The 19,268-nt window shown below is 60.5% G+C and carries 21 protein-coding genes, 1 tRNA gene and 1 pseudogene; 2 read left to right on the top strand and 21 right to left on the bottom strand.

The features are described 5' to 3' along the window. Positions 1–44: 44 nt before the first annotated feature. The 7 genes and pseudogenes from GGD46_RS14195 to GGD46_RS14165 form a co-directional block, all read right to left on the bottom strand. Positions 45–596: an RNA pyrophosphohydrolase gene (locus GGD46_RS14195; protein ID WP_184704836.1), complete on the bottom strand. Its 552-nt coding sequence runs from the start codon at positions 594–596 to the stop codon at positions 45–47. A gap of 16 nt (positions 597–612) precedes the next feature. Further along, positions 613–1,797, bottom strand: coding sequence for a divergent polysaccharide deacetylase family protein (locus GGD46_RS14190; RefSeq protein ID WP_184704834.1), 1,185 nt, complete (start codon positions 1,795–1,797; stop codon positions 613–615). A gap of 225 nt (positions 1,798–2,022) precedes the next feature. Next, a complete protein-coding gene (locus tag GGD46_RS14185) occupies positions 2,023–3,351 on the bottom strand; it encodes a S41 family peptidase (protein WP_184704832.1) in 1,329 nt (442 codons plus the stop codon). After that, complete coding sequence (locus tag GGD46_RS14180; protein ID WP_246806298.1) at positions 3,341–4,777, bottom strand: murein hydrolase activator EnvC; 1,437 nt, start codon at positions 4,775–4,777, stop codon at positions 3,341–3,343. Before GGD46_RS14180 ends, GGD46_RS14185 begins: the two co-directional genes overlap by 11 nt. A gap of 189 nt (positions 4,778–4,966) precedes the next feature. Then, positions 4,967–5,449: a 23S rRNA (pseudouridine(1915)-N(3))-methyltransferase RlmH gene (gene rlmH / locus GGD46_RS14175; RefSeq protein WP_184704828.1), complete on the bottom strand. Its 483-nt coding sequence runs from the start codon at positions 5,447–5,449 to the stop codon at positions 4,967–4,969. 114 nt (positions 5,450–5,563) lie between these two features. Then, positions 5,564–6,006: pseudogene (gene rsfS, locus GGD46_RS14170) on the bottom strand (ribosome silencing factor). A 168-nt stretch (positions 6,007–6,174) separates the two neighbouring features. After that, positions 6,175–6,468, bottom strand: coding sequence for a DUF1330 domain-containing protein (locus tag GGD46_RS14165; RefSeq protein ID WP_184704824.1), 294 nt, complete (start codon positions 6,466–6,468; stop codon positions 6,175–6,177). A gap of 171 nt (positions 6,469–6,639) precedes the next feature. On the opposite strand from GGD46_RS14165, the gene GGD46_RS14160 reads away from it, so the two are divergent. Continuing rightward, positions 6,640–7,023: a winged helix-turn-helix domain-containing protein gene (locus GGD46_RS14160; RefSeq protein WP_184704822.1), complete on the top strand. Its 384-nt coding sequence runs from the start codon at positions 6,640–6,642 to the stop codon at positions 7,021–7,023. A 6-nt stretch (positions 7,024–7,029) separates the two neighbouring features. Here the strand turns inward: GGD46_RS14160 and modC are convergent, their stop codons facing one another. From modC to rplU, 11 genes are all read right to left on the bottom strand, one after another. Then, positions 7,030–8,103 carry a molybdenum ABC transporter ATP-binding protein gene (modC, locus tag GGD46_RS14155; RefSeq protein WP_184704820.1) on the bottom strand — a complete coding sequence of 358 codons (1,074 nt, stop codon included), beginning with the start codon at positions 8,101–8,103 and terminating at the stop codon, positions 7,030–7,032. Next, a complete protein-coding gene (modB, locus tag GGD46_RS14150) occupies positions 8,100–8,801 on the bottom strand; it encodes a molybdate ABC transporter permease subunit (RefSeq protein ID WP_184704818.1) in 702 nt (233 codons plus the stop codon). Before modB ends, modC begins: the two co-directional genes overlap by 4 nt. Before the next feature lie 151 nt (positions 8,802–8,952). Further along, the gene (gene modA, locus GGD46_RS14145; protein WP_184704816.1) at positions 8,953–9,744 is read right to left on the bottom strand and encodes a molybdate ABC transporter substrate-binding protein; all 792 of its coding nucleotides are present in this window, start codon (positions 9,742–9,744) and stop codon (positions 8,953–8,955) included. Positions 9,745–10,395: 651 nt separating this feature from the next. Next, positions 10,396–10,977, bottom strand: coding sequence for a nicotinate-nucleotide adenylyltransferase (locus GGD46_RS14140; RefSeq protein WP_246806311.1), 582 nt, complete (start codon positions 10,975–10,977; stop codon positions 10,396–10,398). A 37-nt stretch (positions 10,978–11,014) separates the two neighbouring features. After that, on the bottom strand, positions 11,015–12,298 hold the full coding sequence (locus GGD46_RS14135; RefSeq protein ID WP_184704812.1) for a glutamate-5-semialdehyde dehydrogenase: 1,284 nt from the start codon (positions 12,296–12,298) through the stop codon (positions 11,015–11,017). Beyond that, positions 12,291–13,460, bottom strand: coding sequence for a glutamate 5-kinase (proB, locus tag GGD46_RS14130; protein ID WP_184704810.1), 1,170 nt, complete (start codon positions 13,458–13,460; stop codon positions 12,291–12,293). Before proB ends, GGD46_RS14135 begins: the two co-directional genes overlap by 8 nt. Continuing rightward, on the bottom strand, positions 13,457–14,551 hold the full coding sequence (gene obgE, locus GGD46_RS14125) for a GTPase ObgE (RefSeq protein WP_184704808.1): 1,095 nt from the start codon (positions 14,549–14,551) through the stop codon (positions 13,457–13,459). Before obgE ends, proB begins: the two co-directional genes overlap by 4 nt. 268 nt (positions 14,552–14,819) lie before the next feature. Further along, on the bottom strand, positions 14,820–15,407 hold the full coding sequence (locus GGD46_RS14120) for a GNAT family N-acetyltransferase (protein ID WP_184704806.1): 588 nt from the start codon (positions 15,405–15,407) through the stop codon (positions 14,820–14,822). Continuing rightward, positions 15,404–16,039: a GNAT family N-acetyltransferase gene (locus GGD46_RS14115; protein WP_184704804.1), complete on the bottom strand. Its 636-nt coding sequence runs from the start codon at positions 16,037–16,039 to the stop codon at positions 15,404–15,406. The genes GGD46_RS14120 and GGD46_RS14115 overlap by 4 nt, the downstream gene beginning before the upstream one ends. Before the next feature lie 129 nt (positions 16,040–16,168). After that, the gene (gene rpmA / locus GGD46_RS14110; protein WP_004127267.1) at positions 16,169–16,438 is read right to left on the bottom strand and encodes a 50S ribosomal protein L27; all 270 of its coding nucleotides are present in this window, start codon (positions 16,436–16,438) and stop codon (positions 16,169–16,171) included. Between the two features lie 32 nt (positions 16,439–16,470). Then, on the bottom strand, positions 16,471–16,788 hold the full coding sequence (rplU, locus tag GGD46_RS14105; protein WP_004127263.1) for a 50S ribosomal protein L21: 318 nt from the start codon (positions 16,786–16,788) through the stop codon (positions 16,471–16,473). Between the two features lie 308 nt (positions 16,789–17,096). Here rplU and GGD46_RS14100 point away from each other — a divergent pair. Beyond that, positions 17,097–17,186: transfer RNA gene (locus tag GGD46_RS14100), tRNA-Ser, on the top strand. Positions 17,187–17,248: 62 nt separating this feature from the next. On the opposite strand, the gene GGD46_RS14095 is transcribed toward GGD46_RS14100, so the two are convergent. The 3 genes from GGD46_RS14095 to GGD46_RS14085 form a co-directional block, all read right to left on the bottom strand. Beyond that, positions 17,249–17,644 (bottom strand): cupin domain-containing protein, encoded by a 396-nt coding sequence (locus GGD46_RS14095; RefSeq protein ID WP_184704802.1) that lies wholly within the window; start codon positions 17,642–17,644, stop codon positions 17,249–17,251. A gap of 216 nt (positions 17,645–17,860) precedes the next feature. Next, on the bottom strand, positions 17,861–18,319 hold the full coding sequence (locus GGD46_RS14090) for a hypothetical protein (RefSeq protein WP_184704800.1): 459 nt from the start codon (positions 18,317–18,319) through the stop codon (positions 17,861–17,863). Between the two features lie 311 nt (positions 18,320–18,630). Next, positions 18,631–19,215, bottom strand: coding sequence for a YigZ family protein (locus GGD46_RS14085; protein ID WP_184704798.1), 585 nt, complete (start codon positions 19,213–19,215; stop codon positions 18,631–18,633). Positions 19,216–19,268: the final 53 nt, after the last annotated feature.

The raw sequence follows: 19,268 nt of genomic DNA, 5'->3' as shown, positions 1-19,268 counted from the left end.
CATCACAGATCCGGCCGCCCTTCCCGGCGGCCGGTCTTTTTTTGTCAGTCTTCGGCCTTCAGGCCTGCCAGATGCTGGAACTCGGCAACGACCTTGTCATAGACCGAGCGCTTGAAGGGAACGATCAGCCCCGGCAGCGTTGCCATCGGCTTCCATTCCCAGGCATCGAATTCGGGTTCATGGCCGCCCGGCGGCGGGTTGATGGCGATTTCGCTTTCGTCGCCGTCGAAGCGAAAGGCAAACCAGCGCTGGGTCTGGCCGCGATATTTTCCTCTAAGGCCGATACCGATCAGCTGCGGCGGCAGATCGTAATTGATCCAATCCTTGGCTTCCGCCAGCAGCGTCACCGTCTTCATGCCGGTTTCTTCATAGAGTTCGCGGTAGGCCGCCTTTAGCGGGTCTTCGCCATCGTCTATGCCGCCCTGCGGCATCTGCCAGAGCTGCGGCGAACCATCATATTCGGAGTTGCCGTCGGGGATGCGTCGGCCGGCCCAGACCAGGCCGTCCCGGTTCAGGATCGTGATGCCAACGCAGGGGCGATAGGGTAGGTCTTCGGCTCTTACGGACGCTTGGACGGGCGCTTGCGGCTTGCTCATCTATATCTCCAATGAATCAGGGGCGTTTCGGGTCGCTGGCAAGCGCCGAAACCGCGACGATTTCGATGCCGCGCATGGCGGCCTCTTCACTCCACTTGCTGATGGCGTCGACGCTCTCGTCGAAAGCGGAAGCGACGCCGATCGCCGAGCCGTTGCGGCGGGCAATGCGCTCCAGCTCATCGAGCTTCCTCATGATCGCGTCCTGCTGCAATTCACCATCGAGCTGGACGTCGGCAAAGGCGTGTGGCACCTCCAGCGTCTTGGCGAGCGTTCCGGACTTGGATTGCGCCGACGAGCCGTCGTCGAGGAACAGCAGGCCGCGCTTGCCGATGTCGCGCAGCACCGGCTCCATCGCGCCGGGGTTGGCGAGGAAGCGACCACCGAGATAGTTCATGATGCCGGTGTAGTTGGTAATCTTGCCCATCGCCTTGTGCAGGTTATCGACATTCTTCGTAGCAGACAGCGATGTCAGCAACGTGTCCGGTCCCGGATTGTTGCCGGGATAATCGAAGGGCTCGAAGGGAACCTGGATGAGGATTTCATGGCCGCCGCGCCGTGCGTCCTGCATCCAGCGCTGCAGGCTGTTACCGCTGACGGCGAAGGCGAGCGTGATTTCTTCCGGCAGTTTCTCGATGGCGCGCTGCGTTCCCGTCTGGCTGAGACCGAGGCCGCTGACGACGATGGCGACGCGCGTACCGCGGGCGCCGGACCAGGGTCGGGCATATTGATCCATCGGTCTCAAGCCGCTTGGACCTACGATCGGCAGCTTGCCGAAGGGGGAATCCTCCAGCAGGCTATCATTTGGCGTCGCCGCCATGCGGGGATCCTGGCCGACCTGATTGGCGTTGATCAGGACCGGCCCATTGCCGTCACGATTGCTGGGGCTGAACATGGTGACGACCGAGCCGTCATCGGTGACGACACGTGTGGTATTGGCTCCCGATTGCGGGTCGACCTGTGTCAGGCTGCTCGTGCCGCTGGCGGCCGGCTTGGCGCCGGCCGGCGGAGCTGCATCTTCCTTTTTGGCCGTCTCGATCGGTTGGGTTTTCTTGAGATCGTCGCGCATCAGCGCCGAGTAAAGAGAGAAACCGGCAATCGTGATCAGACAGAAGCCGCCGAGAATGCGCCCGAAGGGCGGGGATCTCCGCTGACGGCCAGGGCCGCGGTTCTGTCCCAGCGGTGCATGCAAATCCGTTCCCAAAGTCCGTATCCACCCCAAAGCGGGAATTTGTTCCGGCTCCGAGCATTCCGTTTTCCAGCGGTTACCGCAATGGAAAATCCTGGCCCAGGCTCAAACTATCAAAACATCATCGAAACAGTTCTGGAACAAGGCCGCGCTTGTTCGATCAAGGAGAGCGGAACGATACGCGGGTTCCGCTCTCCCATAGTAAAAGCGCCGGGTCTGTTTCCAGCCCGGCGCCTATCCTTACTTGGAGGAAACCGCCTTTTCAGGGTTCGGCGGGAAGGCCGGATCGGTCTTGTTGCCGCGCAGCAGGTCGAGCGCGTAATTGAGCTGGATATCGTCCTTCGGATCCGGCGGCATGTAGGCCGAGGAGCCGGAGCCCTTGTCCGTTTCGCTCTGGCCCTTGATGTGGCCCGGCAGGCTGGATTCGCCTTCAGACGTCAGCTTGCCCTTCAGGTCGTCCGGCAGCGGCTGGTCGACCTTGATGTCGGGGGTGATGCCGGTGCCCTGGATCGAGCGGCCCGACGGCGTGTAGTAGAGTGCCGTCGTCAGACGAAGCGCACCGTTGCCGTCGCCGAGCGGGATGATCGTCTGGACCGAGCCCTTGCCGAAGGACTGCGTGCCGAGCACGGTGGCGCGACGCAGATCCTGAAGCGCGCCGGCAACGATTTCCGAAGCCGAGGCCGAACCGCCGTTGATCAGCACGATCATCGGCTTGCCGTCCGTCAGATCGCCCGGAGTCGCATTGAAGCGGCGGGTTTCGTCCGGGTTGCGGCCGCGGGTCGAAACGATCTCGCCACGCTCCAGCACGTCGTCGGCAACATTGATCGCCTGGTCGAGCAGACCGCCCGGGTTGAGGCGCAGGTCGAGGACATAGCCCTTGAGCTTGTCGGCCGGGATATCCTTCTTGATCTTGGCGATAGCGGCTTCGAGATCCGGTGTCGTCTTTTCCGTGAAGGAGATGATGCGGATATAGCCGACGTTGCCGCCTTCCTCGCGCGACTTGACGGCAGCAATGGCGATCACGTCACGAACGATGGTGAGTTCGATCGGCTTGTCGACATCCTTGCGCATCAGGGTCAGCTTGACCGGAGTCTTGACCGCGCCCTTCATCTTGTTGACGGCATCTTCCAGCTTCAGGCCGCGTACCGACTGGCCGTCGATGGCGGTGATGTAGTCGCCAGCAAGGACGCCGGCCTTGGCGGCGGGCGTATCGTCGATCGGGGTGATGACCTTGACGAGATCGTTGTCCATCGTGACTTCGATGCCGAGACCGCCGAATTCACCCTTGGTCTGGGTGCGCATGTCTTCGGCATCCTTGGCATTCATGTAGCTGGAATGCGGATCCAGCGACGTCAGCATGCCATTGATGGCGGCTTCGATCAGCTTGTCTTCCTGGGGCGGCGTCACGTACTGGGCGCGAACGCGTTCAAAGACGTCGCCGAAAATCGACAATTCCTTGTAGGTGGACGTTCCCGCGGCTTCGGCCGGCGCCACCGCCGTGTAGATAACGCCCATCGCCGTCGCACCCATCAATGCGCCGACGAGAACAAGAGAAGCCCTACGTATCATTGCGTGCCTTTCCAGTGTCTTTGGAGGTCCACCACGGTCGAGAATCGACCGGCTTCCCATCTTTTCGGAATTCAATGTAAAGCGTTGGCCGGTCCGTTTCCAGCGCCAATGCGGTCGCACTCGCGACTCTTTTCTGGCCCATCGCTGCGAGCGGCTCGCCAGCGAAGACAAATCTGCCGGGGCGCGTCTTGATCGCGTCCATGCCCGACAGCACCATGTGATAGCCGTCGCCCGTATCCAGGATGATCATCTGGCCGTAGCTGCGAAACGCGCCGGCATAGACGACCGTACCATCGGCGGGAGCGGTGATGAGCGCATTAGGGCCTGTCGCGATGGTCAATCCCATCGCCGTGTGGCCCGTGCCGTCGTCGTCGCCGAACTGGCGGAGAGTATCGCCCGCCACGGGCAGCTCCAACTTCTTCTTAAGGTCGGAGAAGGCATATGCGGGCGTAATGCGGTTTTTATCGGGCACGCCGCTTTCTGCCAGTGCCTTTGCTTGCTCCCGTTGCTGATCCGTCAACCGTGCCCGCCGCGCTTCTTCCGCGCGGGCGGCGGCGGCCGCATCGCGAACCGAGCCGATCTGGCTTTCGAGCGATGCGACGAGGCCCTCCAGGCTTGTTGCCTGGCCTGCCAGCTCCTCCGCCCGCTTGCGCTCGGCCTCGAGCTGGGCTGAATTTTCCTTGCTGTGCTTGTTGTTCTCTGCGATCAGCAAGTCCATGCGCCGCTCCTCCTCCAGACCGTTGGTCATGGTGGTGGTAAGGTCGGCCTTTTCGGCTGCAGCGTCGGCATGCAATTTGCTCAGGCTCGTGAGGTCGGCAATCAGCTGGTCCGTCTCCTTGCGCATCCCGGGCACGACGGCTCCGAGCAGGATGGCGCTGCGCACCGAGGCGAGTGCATCGTCCGGCGTCACCAGCAGCGCCGGCGGCGGATTGCGGCCCATGCGCTCCAGTGCGCCCAGAACTTCGGCCAGCAGCGCGCGGCGCTCATGCAGCGAGGCGCGAATCTTGTCCTCCTTGATTGCCAGGTCTGTCAGGGTCTTTTCGCTTTGCTGGATCTTGCGATCCAGATCCTTGCGGCGGGCGGCGCTGTCGATCAGCGCCTGACGAAGGCTTGCCGTGCTTTTGTCGAGCGAAGCGATGCTGTCTTCCAGCTCCTTTGTCTTGTCCGAAGACAGATTGATCGTCTTTGACAATTGCTCGAGCTGTGAGCGCGTTTCATCCCGCTTGCGGGCAAGCTCGGCTGCAGGGTCGGGAACCGGTTGCGCCGGCGTCGATGCTCCGGTCAAAGGGCGGTCGTCGGGTGCTTGTGTCCCGCCGCCGCTGGTTTCCTGCGCGAAGGCCATGTCCCGGAGAGACAGCGGCCCCGCGACATAGATACCCGCGCCCAGGCATGCCGCCAGGGTGGGCAGCAGAAAGCGGGGGAGCATGGGCAGGGCTTTTCTCATCCAGTCGGTTCGGGCCTGGTCCCTTCGGATCGCGCGAAAATAAGCTGATTTGCCGCGATCATCGGGGAAGCATCGTCACTTTTGAGGCGGGAATCAAAACACGCCTGTGTGAGCGTTTCGTTAACGCAAAAAGCCCGAAAGCCAAACTGTTTTCGACGTTGCGTTAGGCAGTCACACCCGGTGGTAGGGATGGCCGGAGAGGATGGTCACGGCGCGGTAGAGCTGTTCGGCAATAAGAATGCGCACCAGCTGATGCGGCCAGGTGAGCTTGCCGAGGCATATGGTCATGTCGGCCTTGTCGTAAAGGGAGGGGTCGAGACCGTCGGCGCCGCCGATCGCGATCGTCAGGTCGCGCTTGCCCTGATCGCGGAACGTGCCGAGCATGACGGCGAAGGCTTCGCTGTCCAAAGCCTTGCCGCGTTCGTCTAGAAGGATAAGGACGCCGCCTTCCGGATGCGCCTTTTGCAGCAGGCCCGCCTCTTCGCGCTTGCGGGTCTCGCTATTGGAAGCACGGCTTTCGGCAACCTCGGTCATGCGCGCCAATTCGAGGCCGATGGCCGGCCCGGCCTTGGCGAAACGGTCGAGATAGCGAGCCGCAAGATCCTTTTCAGGGCCGGCCTTCAACCGTCCCACCGCAAAAAGACCTATCCGCATTCCCGCTCCCAAGCATATCCGTCATTATGGCGGCACAAAACAAAACTCTTGCCGGGCGATCATGTCCGGCGATCCAAAGCTGCCAACCGGGGCCGGGAAAGGACCGTAAGGTTGTTAGTGCAGCGTGCCTTCATCGAGATCGGGTGCTGCCCACATCTTTTCGATGTTGTAGAACTCGCGAATCTCGGGACGGAAGACATGAATGATGATGTCGCCGGTGTCGATCAACACCCAGTCACCGCCATCCAGACCTTCGACGCGGGCATTGCCGAAGCCCTCGTCCTTGAGATCGGTCATAAGATGGTCGGCAATCGCCAGGACATGGCGGCTCGAGCGACCGGAGACGACGACCATGTAGTCTCCGAGTGCGGATTTGCCAGCAATGTCGATGGTGACGATATTTTCGGCCTTGGAGTCCTCGAGGCTTACGAGGACGGCTTGCAGGGCGCGGGCAGCGGCATCGGCGCCACGTTCCGGGCTCTTCGGGATAACGACAGGCGTTCTTCCCTTGGCGTGTACTGTTGTCAGTGCTCTTCCTTCCTTGAGTAACAGAACATGCACATACGCGATCTGAGTCGATCACGCTACAAAGATAGGCATCATTGTATAAAGGTTTCAAGACGCAAGCCGTGGTCTTGAGGGGGCTGAGACAAGGATTTGTGTTCGATTTGGGCAGTTTTGCACCAGATCTAGGTAAATATCTGCGTCGAAGGCCGAAATCAGCCTTACTGGCTCACCCCGTCGACCAGAATGAGGTTGCGGCTAAGTGCCCGATCGCGCGCTTCCAGAGCGTGCGTGTACTCCGGCGAACGATACCAGGCTCTGGCACGTTCCAGATCCGGAAACTCCACGATCACAATCGCCCGCGGCAGCCAATCGCCTTCCAATTGCTCGATCGAGCCGCCGCGAACGACATAACGTCCGTCATATCGGGCGATGGAAGCGGCAGCGCGTGTCCGGTAGGCCTCGAAGGCTTCGGCATCTCTGATCGTGACATCGGAAATGATATAGGCCGGCATTGCCTCTCCAATCCTGCAAGGTGAAGGTTCGCGCATTCCTTGCCCGTGCGCGAAACGCTTTTGCATTGAAGATCAGATAGGCTGCAGCTTTCGCTTGTCCATTTCCCGTCGGCATGTACAGCCGGACGAAGCCCGCGTATAGAATATACAGACCAATTCACCGTAGATGCCATGACAGATGCCCCACAACCATCTTTGAAGCCCATCCTCCGCATCAGCTTTCCGGGGCAGGACCGGCTTGGGCGCGGAAAAATGGAACTTCTGGAGCATATTCAGGAGACCGGCTCCATTTCGGCGGCTGGACGCGCCATGGATATGTCCTATCGCCGGGCGTGGTTGCTCATCAGCGAATTGAACCATATGTTTCGGGAGCCCGTCGTGGAGTCGCAGCGCGGCGGTCAGAAGGGCGGTGGCGCTGCTTTGACGCCGTTCGGAGAGGAATTACTTCGGCGTTTTCGCAGTATGGAAACGACGTTGCGTGCTGCTATCGCCGACGATCTGGACTGGCTCGAGGCCAATCGCAGCGCAGCGAAGGCGCTGCCTGACAAGGCTTGAGCCGTCCTAGTGCTCCAGTGCCACCGTCTTGATGACGGCGTGGATCGGCAGGCCGGTCTTCAATCCCAGCCGCTCGGCCGAAAACTGCGTGATGCGGGCCGTTACGATATCGCCGCCGCAATCGACCTTGACCTCCGCAGTTCCATCGGCGGCGATGCCGATGTCACGCACCGTGCCATCGAGAATGTTGAGCGCGCTGAGGCCCTCCGGCCATGTCGTTGCCAGCATGACGTCGCGGGCGGGAATATGGACGCGCACCGTCTTGCCGATAGCCGCCGCTTGACCCGGGACGAAGAGTTTTGCCGCCTTCAGCGCAACGACTGTCAGGTGATGCCGCTCATCCATCGATTCCACGCGGCCTTCCAGCAGCACGCCTGCTTCGCGACGGTCGGCGGCCAGCGGTCCCGATAGTTGGCTGAAGACATCGACAGCGGCGCCGATCGTCTCGACCTTGCCGTCGCGCATGACGACGACGCGGTTGGCGAGGCGCGCCACTTCGGCGATCGAGTGGCTGACATAGATGATCGGGATCCTCGTCTCGTCGCGCAACCGCTCGAGATAGGGAAGGATTTCCGCCTTACGGGCTTCGTCGAGCGCGGCAAGCGGCTCATCCATCAGCAGGAGGCGGGGGGAAGAGAGCAGGGCGCGGCCGATCGCGACGCGCTGCTTCTCACCGCCGGAGAGTTTTGCCGGGCGTCGATCGAGCAGCGCGGCAATGCCGAGCAGATCCACTACGCCGTCAAAGCTCTCGTTTCGTTCGCTTTTGGGGGCAAACCAGCGGCCGTAATTGAGGTTCTGGCGCACCGAGAGGTGCGGGAACAGCCGTGCCTCTTGAAAGACGTAGCCGAAGCGGCGGCGGTGACGGGGGATGAAGATCTGCTTCTCAGAATCCGCAAGCACCGTATCGTATAGGCTGATCCGGCCGTGATCTGGCCGGGTGAGGCCGGCAATGATACGGACGATTGATGTCTTGCCGGAGCCAGAGCGTCCGAAAAGGGCCGTCACGCCGCCATCCGAGGTAAAAGCGGCTTCGAGCGAGAAGGCGCCGAGGCGGTGGCGGATATCGACGGTGAGCGTCATTCGAAATCCACCCTCCGGCCGGCGAGATAGGCCAGGAATTCCGAGGCGAGCAGGGCCGCCATGGAAATGATGACGGCGACGATGGTGAGCCGCATGGCGCCGGCATCGCCGCCTGGAACCTGGGTGAAGGTGTAGATGGCCGACGACAAAGTCTGCGTCTCGCCGGGAATATTGGAGACGAAGGTGATGGTGGCGCCGAACTCGCCCATGGCCTTGGCGAAGGAGAGGATCATGCCGGCGATGATGCCAGGCAGGATCAGCGGCAATGTCACAGTCACGAAGGTCCAGAGGGGACTGGCGCCCAGCGTACCCGCGGCTTCTTCCAGCTTGCGGTCGACGGCCTCGATCGACAGGCGGATGCTTCTCACCATCAGTGGAAAGCCCATCACACCGCAGGCAAGTGCTGCTCCTGTCCAGCGAAACGAGAAGACGAGGCCGAGATATTGTTCGAACAGCGCGCCGATCGGCCCCTTACGGCCGAAGAGAATGAGAAGAATGAAGCCGGTGACGACGGGCGGCAGGATCAGCGGCAGGTGAATGAAGCCGTTGAAGATCGATTTGCCCCAGAAGCGGCCACGCGCGAGCAAATATGCCGCGCCAATGCCGAAGGGCAGGCTCACCAGCATGGCGACGACAGAAACGCGCAGGCTCAGCTCAATGGCCGTCCATTCGTCGCTGCTCAACCCAAATACGTCCAAATCCTGCCTCTTGAAACAAATCAGGCCCGCCATGAACCGGCGAGCCTGGGTTCTTTCCCTATCCCGGATACCTGGAGCAATTCCGCGAAAAGTGCATAGCAGTTTTTCGTCCTGAATTGCGTAAATGCGAAAAAAGCTCCAGCGATGAAATTTATCGCTTCAGGACTGTGAAGCCCTCATGCTCGAAGAAGGGAACAGCCTTAGCCGATTTCAGATAATCGAAATAGGCTTGCACGTTCGGGTTCTTGCTGCTGGCGGTGATGGCGACCGGATAGACGATCGGCGGGTGGCTGTCTGCCGGGAAGGTGCCGACGACGGCGACGCCCGGATCGGCCGAGACATCGGTCTGGTAGACGATGCCAAAGGGTGCTTCGCCACGCGAGACCAGCGCGAGTGCTGCACGCACGCTTTCGGCGCCGGCGACCTTCTTTTCAACCGAAGCCCATACGCCGAGCTTTTCCAGCGCCGTCTTGCCGTACTTGCCAGCCGGCACCGATTCCGGCTGGCCGATCGCCAGACGACCATCGCCGAGCAGGGCAGCCAGGTCGAAGCCATGCTTGATGTCGACGGGCTTTGCCTTGTCCTTGGCGGCAACGAGGACGAGCTTGTTGCCGAGAAGATTGACGCGGCTGTCGTCCTTGATCAGCTTTTTGCCGGCGACATAATCCATCCAGTTGGTGTCGGCGGAAATGAAGATGTCGGCCGGTGCGCCATTTTCAAGCTGCTTGGCGAGCGGACCGCTTGCCGCATAGGAGACGGTGACTTCCTTGCCGGTCTCCTTGGTGAAGGCGGCATCGGCATTGTCGAGCGCGTTCTTCATGCTGGCGGCAGCGAAGACGACGATCTTGTCGGCGGCAAAGGTCGGTGTAACCGAAAGCCCCAGCCATGCGGCTGACAATGCGGCGGTTGCAAGCTTGATCCATCGGCGTCGGCTGGTAGCCATCTTATTTCTCCCCAAAGATATCGACATGTTTCGAGAGATATAACGATGCGCGAAACTTGGCTAGGGATGTGTTCGGAAAAATATATCGCCCCATCGCTATCTAACCCCACGAAATTTATGGGTTTTCTATTTTGCGACGCATATAAATCTGTTCTGGTATTGCGAAAATGCATGGCTTTATTCGCCCAGAAGTCTGGCGAACGCTCACGAAATGAGATGTAACGTTATAAATCGTGGATTTTAGGGCTTTCTCGTCAGGCGCATGATGTCATTGTCGAGGCACAGACCGCACGCGACTGGTAAAAGAAGCGAATTTTGGGCAAGTATGTTTTCAAGATATGCGTATTCTGCATTGCTGCATTGCGCAATCAATCATTTATCAATCGGTAAAATCTGCTAAAACATAAGTATCGAAGCGGCGATCTCCTCCTCCCAATGCCGTTCGATATGGATCAGCAACTCTCCTCCTCCCAGTTGCTGATCAGGTTTAAAGCCCGACGCATCCTCCTCCCGCGTCGGGCTTTTTATTTTTCCGATCTTCTCGAAAAATCAGTCAGACAGCGCTTTGCCTCGAGGCGCGGAAAAACTCTGCCTTCTTGTTTTTTGCGCATTCCGGACGGAAAATCGCTGCGCACTTTTCCTGGAAATGCTTTATTGCGCTGCGCGCAAGGCTGTCGAGCTGAGCGCCGAGCGTGGCCCGTGAATGAAGGTCCAGGCTGGTGCGCGCTTCTTCCAGAGCACGCGGGCGTCGTCTTCGTCGACGCGGGCATAGTGGAAGGTTTTGGCCATCTTGGCCGAGAGATAGGAGAGCGTCGATCCCGGCCGGTCGATGACGGCGATCGGGAAGGTGCGGGCGATTTCCTGCCACTTCTGCCAGCGATGGAATGTGTTCAGGCTGTCGGCGCCCATGATCCAGATGAAATGCACATGCTTGTTGCGCGCCTTCACATGCGCGAGCGTATTGGCCGTATAACTCATGCCCAGCCTCTGCTCGAAGGCCGTCACCTTGATGCGAGGATCGTGAAGCATCTGCTCGCTAAGCGCGATGCGCTCGGCAAGCGGCGCCAGATGATTGCGGCTCTTCAGCGGGTTGCCGGGCGTCACCATCCACCAGAGCTGGTCGAGGCCGAGCCGGCGCAGGGCGATCTCCGCCACGAGCGCATGGCCGCGATGCGGCGGATTGAACGAACCGCCGAAAAGACCGACCACCATGCCGCGCTCGGCATGGGGCATGCGCAGATAGCGTTGATCGACCTCTTCCGTCAGCACGTTAGGGCCGTATCTGTCCGGTGCCGCGCACGCGATATTTGAAAGAGGTGAGTTGCTCGACGCCAACAGGCCCGCGGGCGTGCATCTTGCCGGTAGCGATGCCGATTTCTGCGCCCATGCCGAATTCGCCGCCATCGGCAAATTGCGTCGAGGCATTGTGTAGCAGAATTGCCGAATCGATCTCGGTGAAGAAGCGCTCGACGACCGCAGGGTCTTCGGCGATCACGGCTTCGGTATGGTTCGACGAATATTTGCCGATATGAGCAATCGCGCCGGAAATGCCGTCGACCAGCGCGACCGAGATGATCGGCGCCAGATATTCCGTCGACCAGTCTTCTTCCGTTGCCGCCTTTGCGCCGGGCTCAAGCTTGAGGACTTCGGCGGAGCCGCGGATTTCGCAGCCAGCGGCGGCAAGTCCGTCAAGCAGCGGCTTCAGATGGGTGGAGGCGACCTTGGAATCGACCAGCAGGGTTTCGGCCGCACCGCAGATGCCCGTGCGGCGCATCTTGGCGTTGACGACGATTGATTTCGCCATGTCGAGATCGGCCGAGGCGTCGATATAGAGGTGGCAAAGGCCTTCCAGATGGGCAAAGACCGGTACGCGGGCCTCGGTCTGCACGCGACCGACGAGGCTCTTGCCGCCGCGCGGCACGATGACGTCGATATTGCCTTCAAGGCCACGCAGCATGGCGCCGACGGCGGCACGATCGCTGACGGGCACGAGCTGGATTGAATGTTCCGGCAGGCCGGCTGCCTTCAGTCCTTCGACAAGGCACTCATGGATCGCCTGCGAGGAGCGGCGAGAATCGCTGCCGCAGCGCAGGATCACGGCATTGCCGGCCTTCAGGCAGAGCGCACCGGCATCGGCTGTCACGTTCGGCCGGCTTTCGAAGATGACGCCGATGACGCCGAGCGGCGTGCGGACGCGCTCGATCTTCAACCCGTTCGGTCGATCCCAGGCGGCGATGACTTCACCCACTGGATCATTAAGCGCGGCAATGGCGCGAATGCCTTCGGCCATTTCGGCAATGCGCTTATCGTTCAGCGTCAGACGATCGACGAAGGAGGCGAGCATATCCGTGCCCTCGACATCCTTGAGGTCCTTGGCGTTTTCAGAGAGGATATGATCCTTATGAGCAAGAATGGCGTCCGCCATGGCGTTCAACGCCTTGTTCTTACTGTCAGTCGAAGCAAAGGCTAGAGGTCGCGACGCAGCCCGAGCCTTGCGGCCGATGTCATTCATCAGCGCATCGATGTCGGGGCTTTGTGCGACAGTTTCAAGCATGAGCTTCATCCTTCTTCGATTTCTCGGCCTTCGCCTTGACGGACGCGGTCATGACGAGGTCGTCGCGGTGCACCATGGCGGCGCGGCCGGCATAGCCGAGGATCGCCTCGATCTCTGCCGATTTGCGGCCGGTGATCTGGCGGGCCTCTTCCGCATCATAGCCAGCAAGGCCACGGGCAATTTCACGACCTGAAGGGCCGATGACGGCAACCGTGTCGCCGCGGCCGAAATGGCCGATAACCTTCCGCACGCCTGCCGGCAGAAGGCTTTTGCCGGCCCCTAGAGCCGTGACCGCACCGTCGTCGACATGCAACTCGCCAGCCGGCTGCAGCTGTCCGGCAATCCAGGTCTTGCGGGCGGTGACGGGCGTGCCTGATGGCGCGAACCAGGAGGAGCGGGCGCCGCTTTCGATGGCGTGCAGCGGACGGTCTGTCTTGCCGGAAGCGATGATCATGGCGCAGCCAGCGCCGGTCGCGATCTTGCCGGCATCGATCTTGGTGCGCATGCCGCCGCGCGACAGTTCGGAAGCGGCGCCGCCGGCCATGGCTTCGATTTCGGGCGTGATATCGGGGATCGTATCGAGGAACTTCGCCTGCGGATCGAGGTGCGGCGGCGCGGTATAGAGTCCGTCAATGTCCGACAGCAGCACCAGAAGGTCGGCGCCGGTCATGGTGGCGACGCGCGCGGCGAGGCGATCATTGTCGCCATAGCGGATTTCGCTCGTCGCGACCGTATCGTTCTCGTTGATGATCGGCACGGCGCCGATCTTCAGAAGCTGGTTGATGGTGGCGCGGGCATTCAGGTAGCGGCGGCGCTCTTCGGTGTCGCCAAGTGTCAGCAGGATCTGACCGGCGACAATATCGTCATGCGACAGGCTTTCCGACCAGGCGCGGGCCAGCGAGATCTGGCCCACAGCCGCTGCCGCCTGGCTTTCCTCCAGCTTCAGTGCGCCGGAGGGCAGGTCGAGCACGGAGCGGCCGAGGGCGATGGCGCCCGAGGAGACGACCAGGACATCGATACCCTTGGCCTTCAACGCCGCTATGTCGGCGCACATGCCGTCGAGCCAGGATTTCTTCAAGCCGGTCTTGCGATCGACCAGGAGAGCAGAGCCGATCTTGATGACGATGCGGCGATAGCGGTCGAGCGGCTTGCGGGCAGTCATCCCTGCTGATCCTCGTCTTCATCCTCACCAGCGTCGTCGGAGAGCTGCATGTCGCGGTGCCGCACCTTAGGGGCCTTTGCCGGCTTGTCCGCTTCGCCTGAATTGGCTTCGACGATGACGTCGCGCAGCGCGCGCAGCACTTCGGTCATACCGCGACCGGTGACGGCGGAAATCTGGAAGGGCGTTCTGCCGCAGGCGCGAGCCAGCTCGCGAGCCTTCTTCTTCAGCGTTTCCTCGTCAACCACGTCGATCTGCGATAGCGCGACGATTTCCGGTTTGTCGGGGATGTCGTTGCCGTAGGCCTCAAGCTCGTGCTTAACGGTCTTGTAGGCCTTGCCGACCTTCTCTTCCTGGGCGGAGACCAGATGCAGCAGCACACGGGTGCGCTCGACATGGCCGAGGAAGCGGTCGCCGATGCCGACGCCTTCATGCGCGCCCTCGATCAGACCCGGAATGTCGGCCAGCACAAATTCCTGGCCGTCGATGGTGGCGACCCCGAGATTGGGGTGCAGCGTCGTGAAGGGATAGTTGGCGATCTTCGGCCGTGCGCGGCTGACAGCAGCAAGGAAGGTCGACTTCCCGGCATTCGGCAGGCCGACAAGACCGGCATCGGCGATCAGCTTCAACCGCAGCCAGAGGGTCTTTTCCTCGCCGGGCAGGCCGGGATTGGCCCAGTCAGGCGCTTGGTTGACCGAAGATTTGAAATAGGCATTGCCGAAGCCGCCATTGCCGCCGGGCGCCAGGCGAAAGCGCTGACCTTCCTGCGTGATATCGCAGATCAGGGTTTCGCCGTCTTCCTCAAAGATCTGCGTGCCGACGGGAACCTTCAGCGTCACGTCGGCGCCCTTGGCACCGGCGCGGTTTTTGCCCATGCCGTGCATGCCGATCGTGGCCTTGAAATGCTGCTGGTAGCGAAAGTCGATCAGCGTGTTGAGGCCGTTGACGGCCTCGACCCAGACATCGCCGCCGCGGCCGCCGTCGCCGCCGTCCGGCCCGCCGAATTCGATGAACTTCTCGCGCCGGAAGGAGACGCTGCCTGCGCCGCCGTCGCCTGAGCGAATATAGACTTTTGCTTCATCGAGAAATTTCATCTTACGTCGTCACCCGGTGTCGGCGCACGTCCCTTCGGATCGAATGGGATTTAGAAAAGCCTATGCGCTCTTTATCGAATTGTCGCCGTCCTCTGCGCATCCATGGGGAGGCATCGGCCGGCTGTTTACCCGTCATGTCGCCTTCGATATAGGCGCTACGGGCCGAGGTCAAAGAATATCGTGCGGTTCACGTGTCATAAGGTGAAGAACAGCGCGATTGATGCGGCGCTACCGCCGGTCTGACCGGCGATAGCGGGTTTTCAAGGCTTTATGCCGCCTGCGAGAGCCGTAGCGCACCCGGCTTCAACACGGTTTCGATGTGCGGAACCATGGTGTTGCGGGCAAAGCTGTAAGTCTCCGAGCAACCGGTGATCTCGAAGCCGAGCTTCTGCTGCAGCTTGAGCGACGCCGGATTGTCGGCGAAGACGCCGGAATGGATGGCGACTTCGGGCATGCGGCGGGCAAAGCGTTCGAGCGCGGCCTTCACAGCCTCGCTCATGATGCCGTGCCGCCAGTAGAAGCGGTTCAGCCAGTAGCCGAGATGCCAGCGGCCGTGCCTAAGTTCGATGCCGACGCAGCCGATATGGGCATCATCCTGCTCGGTGATGGCCAGTTCCCAATCGATGCCGAGGCTGGAGGTATGCTCCACCAGCCAGTCAAGCGCATCTTGCCGGTCATAGGGTGCGGGCACCCTCGCCAGCATGCGGGTGACCGCGAAATCGGAAAGCGATTCCGCGATCATGTCGGCGTCGCTCAGCCGGTGTGGGCGCAGCGTCAGCCGTCCGGTCTGGATGACCGGCGTCGGGCCGGGCATCAGCATCCTGTCATTGCGGCGGTTGAGGGCGAGCGCGTTCATCTCATGCCTCCCCAGCTACGCAAGGATATCCAGGTCTTACGATCGAGCCTGTACCATTCGACCGGAACGGTGCTGCCGAGTGCGAGCGACGCGGCAAGACCGGACCCCTGGAACTGGAAGCCGCACTTCTGCACGACCCGTCGTGAGGCAACGTTCATGACCCTGCAACGAGCATCGATCTGTGCGACGTTCTCACGGGTACGGAAGACCATGTCGACGAGCGCGTGGGCGGCTTCCGTCGTATAGCCCTGGTTCCAGTAGGGTTCGCCCAGCCAGTAACCGATCTCGACGGTATCCGGATCGGCCGTCGGCTCGACGCCGCAGCATCCTAGAAAGGCGCCGTTGTCGGCTTTCGTAATCGCATAGACGCACTTGCCAATCTCGCCAAGCTTCGTGCGTCGCACGAAATCGGCGGCATCATTGGTCGTATACGGGTGCGGCATACGCGATACCATAGTAGCGACATTGGCGTTGTTGGCGAGATGGGCAAGGGCGTCAATGTCTTCTTCGTGGGGCGCGCGCAGAACGAGCCTTTCCGACAGTAAGACAGGGCAATCGGTCCTTAACCGTTCCGGCCTCAGCCGCTCTTCGGGAGACCTCGATTGGCCTTCCCTTAACAATTCGCCTTGCATGGTTCAGTCCTCCTTGGTTGAGGGTAAAGAAAAAGGGGAGATGGCGTCCCATCTCCCCTGTTTTCTGGACTGAACCTGATGCGCTCAGCCGGGTCGATGAGACGCCGGCTGTTTTAGAGCGCTACCGGCTTATTCCGCTGCTTCCGCTTTCGGCATTACAGACACGTACACGCGGCCATTGGCCTTCGTACGGTAGTTCACGTTGCCCGCCGTAAGCGCAAAAATCGTGTGATCCTTGCCGAGGCCAACGTTGGAACCCGGATGCCACTGCGTGCCGCGCTGACGCACGATAATGTTGCCTGCGATGACGGCTTCGCCGCCGAACTTCTTCACGCCAAGGCGCTTGGATTCGGAATCGCGACCGTTGCGCGAGGAACCGCCAGCTTTTTTGTGTGCCATTGGAGTTCTCCTTTAAACCCTGATCCCGTTACTTACTTGGCAGCCACGATGTCCGTGATGCGGACAACGGTGTGGTGCTGGCGATGGCCGCGCGAACGCTTCGAGTTCTGACGACGGCGCTTCTTGAAGGCGATGACCTTCTTGCCGCGGTTGTGCTCGACCACTTCGGCCTTGACGGAAGCGCCCTTGACGAAGGGAGCACCAATCGCAGCGTCGGCGCCTTCGCCGATAACGAGGACTTCGGTGAATTCTACGGTGCCGCCGGCGGTGACTTCGAGCTTTTCGATGGTCAGCACGTCGTTTGCTGCCACTCGGTACTGCTTACCGCCGGTCTTGATGACTGCGAACATTTTTTATCCTTTCATGTTCGTTCCGGCTCTCTCGCCTTGAGGGACGAGCGGCCGTCTTTTTATCAGTCGAAATTTAGCAGGGATCCCGAAGGCTCGTGCCTTCAAAAAATATCTGCCGGTGAAGCCCTGCGCGAAGCAGGACGGGCTAGGCACGGACTTGTCCACACCTATTGCGCCGCACGGGATATATAAGCGTCCCTGATCTGTCAAGGCGAAAGGATGAAAAGCTTTCACATTCGCCCTTGCCATCCTCTCCGACTGTCGCTATGAGACAGCCCGCGCTGAGACACGCGCCGACCAGCATAACCGGAGAGGTGGCAGAGTGGTCGAATGCACCGCACTCGAAATGCGGCATACCTGCAAGGGTATCGTGGGTTCAAATCCCACCCTCTCCGCCATTCTTTCGGCCTTCATTGTCTGAATTACCAAGCCGTTTGCTGCTGAAAGCGGCCGAAGCGCCTCAATTCTCCGGAAAGCGATAGACCACGTCCGCAAATGATCCCTTCGGGAAGACGTAGAAGAATTTCAGGTTGGCGGATGATTCGTTGCGGATGCCGTGTTCGGCGTTGCCGGGGATGAAGACTGTCGTGCCGGCTTTGACTGTGGTTTCCTGACCGTCGATCCGGACGATGCCGGTTCCCTCGAAGATGAAGTAGATTTCCGATGGGTCGTGCCGATGCGGCTTCAGCTCGCCGCCGGGGACAAGTTCGGCGATGCCGGCGCTCATGCTGTCGGTGGGGGTGATGTCGCTGCTTAGGAGCGTGTGCCAGGAGATGGCGCCGTGGACGGGGTCGTTCCAGCCGTCGCGCGGGCGTTCCTCGGCGGTGGTGATAACTGCTTGCGATCGTTTTGTCATTTTGCCTCAAAACGGTAGGTCAGCAACTGTGCGGAACGGTGTCACAATCGCAGAGAATGTCAATCGGACCGATATCGGGTGATCGAGTGGTCGAATGGGCTGCATTTGAAATGCGGCGCATTCGCAAGATATCGTCGCTTCAAAACGCGCTTTCCGGCAGTCCGGTAGAGAGGCTGGCACGCGCAAATCGTCGATTTTCTGCGGCGATCGAAGGGGTCAGCGCGCGAGGCCGAACTGAATTTCGACCCTTTGGTAAGAAGCGCCGGGGCCGTTCCAGCCATGATAGACTTCCCGGCTCTCGCCCGAAAAGATGTGGCGGGACATTTCGATTTCGGCGACCAAGGGGGCATAGCCCTGGGTAAAGAGGGTCCGCAGCGACCCCTGATGCATCTTGCTTGCCACAATGATCGGCTCCAGATGGTGAAGCTCCATGGCGCCATCATAGCGTTCTGGTTTTTCTACCGGGCGGCATATTTCCCAATCGAAGAGTGTTTTACCGTCTCTCGGAAGGTTGTGGGAGATAAAGAGCCATGGGCCGGCGACCTTTAGCCCGGATTCGACGATTTGCTTTTCGAATTGCGGCGCATATTCAAGAGCGGCCTGTTTGATATCGGGAATGCGCAGGCGTTTCCTGGCGCGCAGTACCAACAGATCAGGCGTTTCCTTGATTTCCATCGCATATTCCTTCGCTGTGCCGGATGAAGACGAACTGGGATGGGGTAGGTCGCCAAAAGGATGTCTGCAAATCGAAAGCGAGAACGAGATGCCAAAGATGGGAGGAAATGGCGTTTTTTGGAGAAATTTATACTTTTCCGCGCGATCTGCAGGACTTTGAGGTCGATATCCCTCCGAATTCCTGTTCTGTCGCGGGATGGGAGATTTCGCGGTGGAATTTGGCGGCGGTCATATCGCTGTGCCATTTGCCGATCGACACGCGCCGGCATATTCCAGTTGCTGTATCGGAGGGCATTCGAACCGATGATCCATCAACTTCTGTCGATCACCGCGCGGCCGCTCGTGAGGTCCGTTACCATTTGCAGGATGTCGTCGGCGTTCGCTGTGGGAATGTTCAGGGTCAGCACGGCGCCGGTGGAGATGAATTGCTCTGCCGTTATGGAGGTGCCTGGCGAGGCAGCAAGCCGGGCCTTCAGCAGGGCGAGGTCCGAGAACTGTGCCTCTATGCCGACGGAGGTCATGGGCACGATTTTGATCTTCTCCGCAGCCTGAAGGCAGAGAGCGGCGGTGCCGCCATAGGCTCTGATCAGTCCGCCGCTGCCGAGCAGGACGCCGCCGAACCAGCGAGTGACCACGACGACGACGCAGTCCAGCTCCTGCCCGTCGATCGCTTGCAGAATGGGCTTGCCCGCAGTGCCGCTCGGCTCGCCGTCATCGTTGAACCGATAGTTCTGGCCCATCCGCCATGCCCAGCAATTGTGGTTGGCATCCGCAGCCGAATGTTCGGCGATGAAATCCTTCGCGGCCTGCTCGTCTGCAACAGGGCCGGCTATCGCGAGAAAGCGGCTGCGTTTGATCTCCTGGGAATGGCTGCTGGCGGTCGTGAGCGTAAACATAAACCGCTCTTAGCGCAGAAATATCAATTTTCCGACAGGGTTCATTCGAGCGA

The organism is Martinezella lusitana (assembly GCF_014207095.1).
GTDB classification, from domain to species: domain Bacteria; phylum Pseudomonadota; class Alphaproteobacteria; order Rhizobiales; family Rhizobiaceae; genus Rhizobium; species Rhizobium lusitanum_B.
This window is presented reverse-complemented; position numbering and strand designations above follow the sequence as displayed.

Bases quoted from the DNA above. Each gene is read 5' to 3' on its own strand.
- GGD46_RS14135 (WP_184704812.1), bottom strand. From the start codon at position 12,298: ATGCTTGAAACTGTCGCACAAAGCCCCGACATCGATGCGCTGATGAAT.
- GGD46_RS14160 (WP_184704822.1), top strand. From the start codon at position 6,640: ATGACAGATGCCCCACAACCATCTTTGAAGCCCATCCTCCGCATCAGC.
- GGD46_RS14120 (WP_184704806.1), bottom strand. From the start codon at position 15,407: ATGAACGCGCTCGCCCTCAACCGCCGCAATGACAGGATGCTGATGCCC.
- rlmH (WP_184704828.1), bottom strand. From the start codon at position 5,449: ATGCGGATAGGTCTTTTTGCGGTGGGACGGTTGAAGGCCGGCCCTGAA.
- GGD46_RS14085 (WP_184704798.1), bottom strand. From the start codon at position 19,215: ATGTTTACGCTCACGACCGCCAGCAGCCATTCCCAGGAGATCAAACGC.
- proB (WP_184704810.1), bottom strand. From the start codon at position 13,460: ATGACTGCCCGCAAGCCGCTCGACCGCTATCGCCGCATCGTCATCAAG.
- GGD46_RS14185 (WP_184704832.1), bottom strand. From the start codon at position 3,351: ATGATACGTAGGGCTTCTCTTGTTCTCGTCGGCGCATTGATGGGTGCG.
- GGD46_RS14095 (WP_184704802.1), bottom strand. From the start codon at position 17,644: ATGACAAAACGATCGCAAGCAGTTATCACCACCGCCGAGGAACGCCCG.
- obgE (WP_184704808.1), bottom strand. From the start codon at position 14,551: ATGAAATTTCTCGATGAAGCAAAAGTCTATATTCGCTCAGGCGACGGC.
- GGD46_RS14195 (WP_184704836.1), bottom strand. From the start codon at position 596: ATGAGCAAGCCGCAAGCGCCCGTCCAAGCGTCCGTAAGAGCCGAAGAC.
- GGD46_RS14090 (WP_184704800.1), bottom strand. From the start codon at position 18,319: ATGGAAATCAAGGAAACGCCTGATCTGTTGGTACTGCGCGCCAGGAAA.
- rplU (WP_004127263.1), bottom strand. From the start codon at position 16,788: ATGTTCGCAGTCATCAAGACCGGCGGTAAGCAGTACCGAGTGGCAGCA.
- modA (WP_184704816.1), bottom strand. From the start codon at position 9,744: ATGGCTACCAGCCGACGCCGATGGATCAAGCTTGCAACCGCCGCATTG.
- GGD46_RS14165 (WP_184704824.1), bottom strand. From the start codon at position 6,468: ATGCCGGCCTATATCATTTCCGATGTCACGATCAGAGATGCCGAAGCC.
- modC (WP_184704820.1), bottom strand. From the start codon at position 8,103: ATGACGCTCACCGTCGATATCCGCCACCGCCTCGGCGCCTTCTCGCTC.
- GGD46_RS14180 (WP_246806298.1), bottom strand. From the start codon at position 4,777: ATGCTCCCCCGCTTTCTGCTGCCCACCCTGGCGGCATGCCTGGGCGCG.
- GGD46_RS14140 (WP_246806311.1), bottom strand. From the start codon at position 10,977: ATGCCCCATGCCGAGCGCGGCATGGTGGTCGGTCTTTTCGGCGGTTCG.
- rpmA (WP_004127267.1), bottom strand. From the start codon at position 16,438: ATGGCACACAAAAAAGCTGGCGGTTCCTCGCGCAACGGTCGCGATTCC.
- GGD46_RS14115 (WP_184704804.1), bottom strand. From the start codon at position 16,039: ATGCAAGGCGAATTGTTAAGGGAAGGCCAATCGAGGTCTCCCGAAGAG.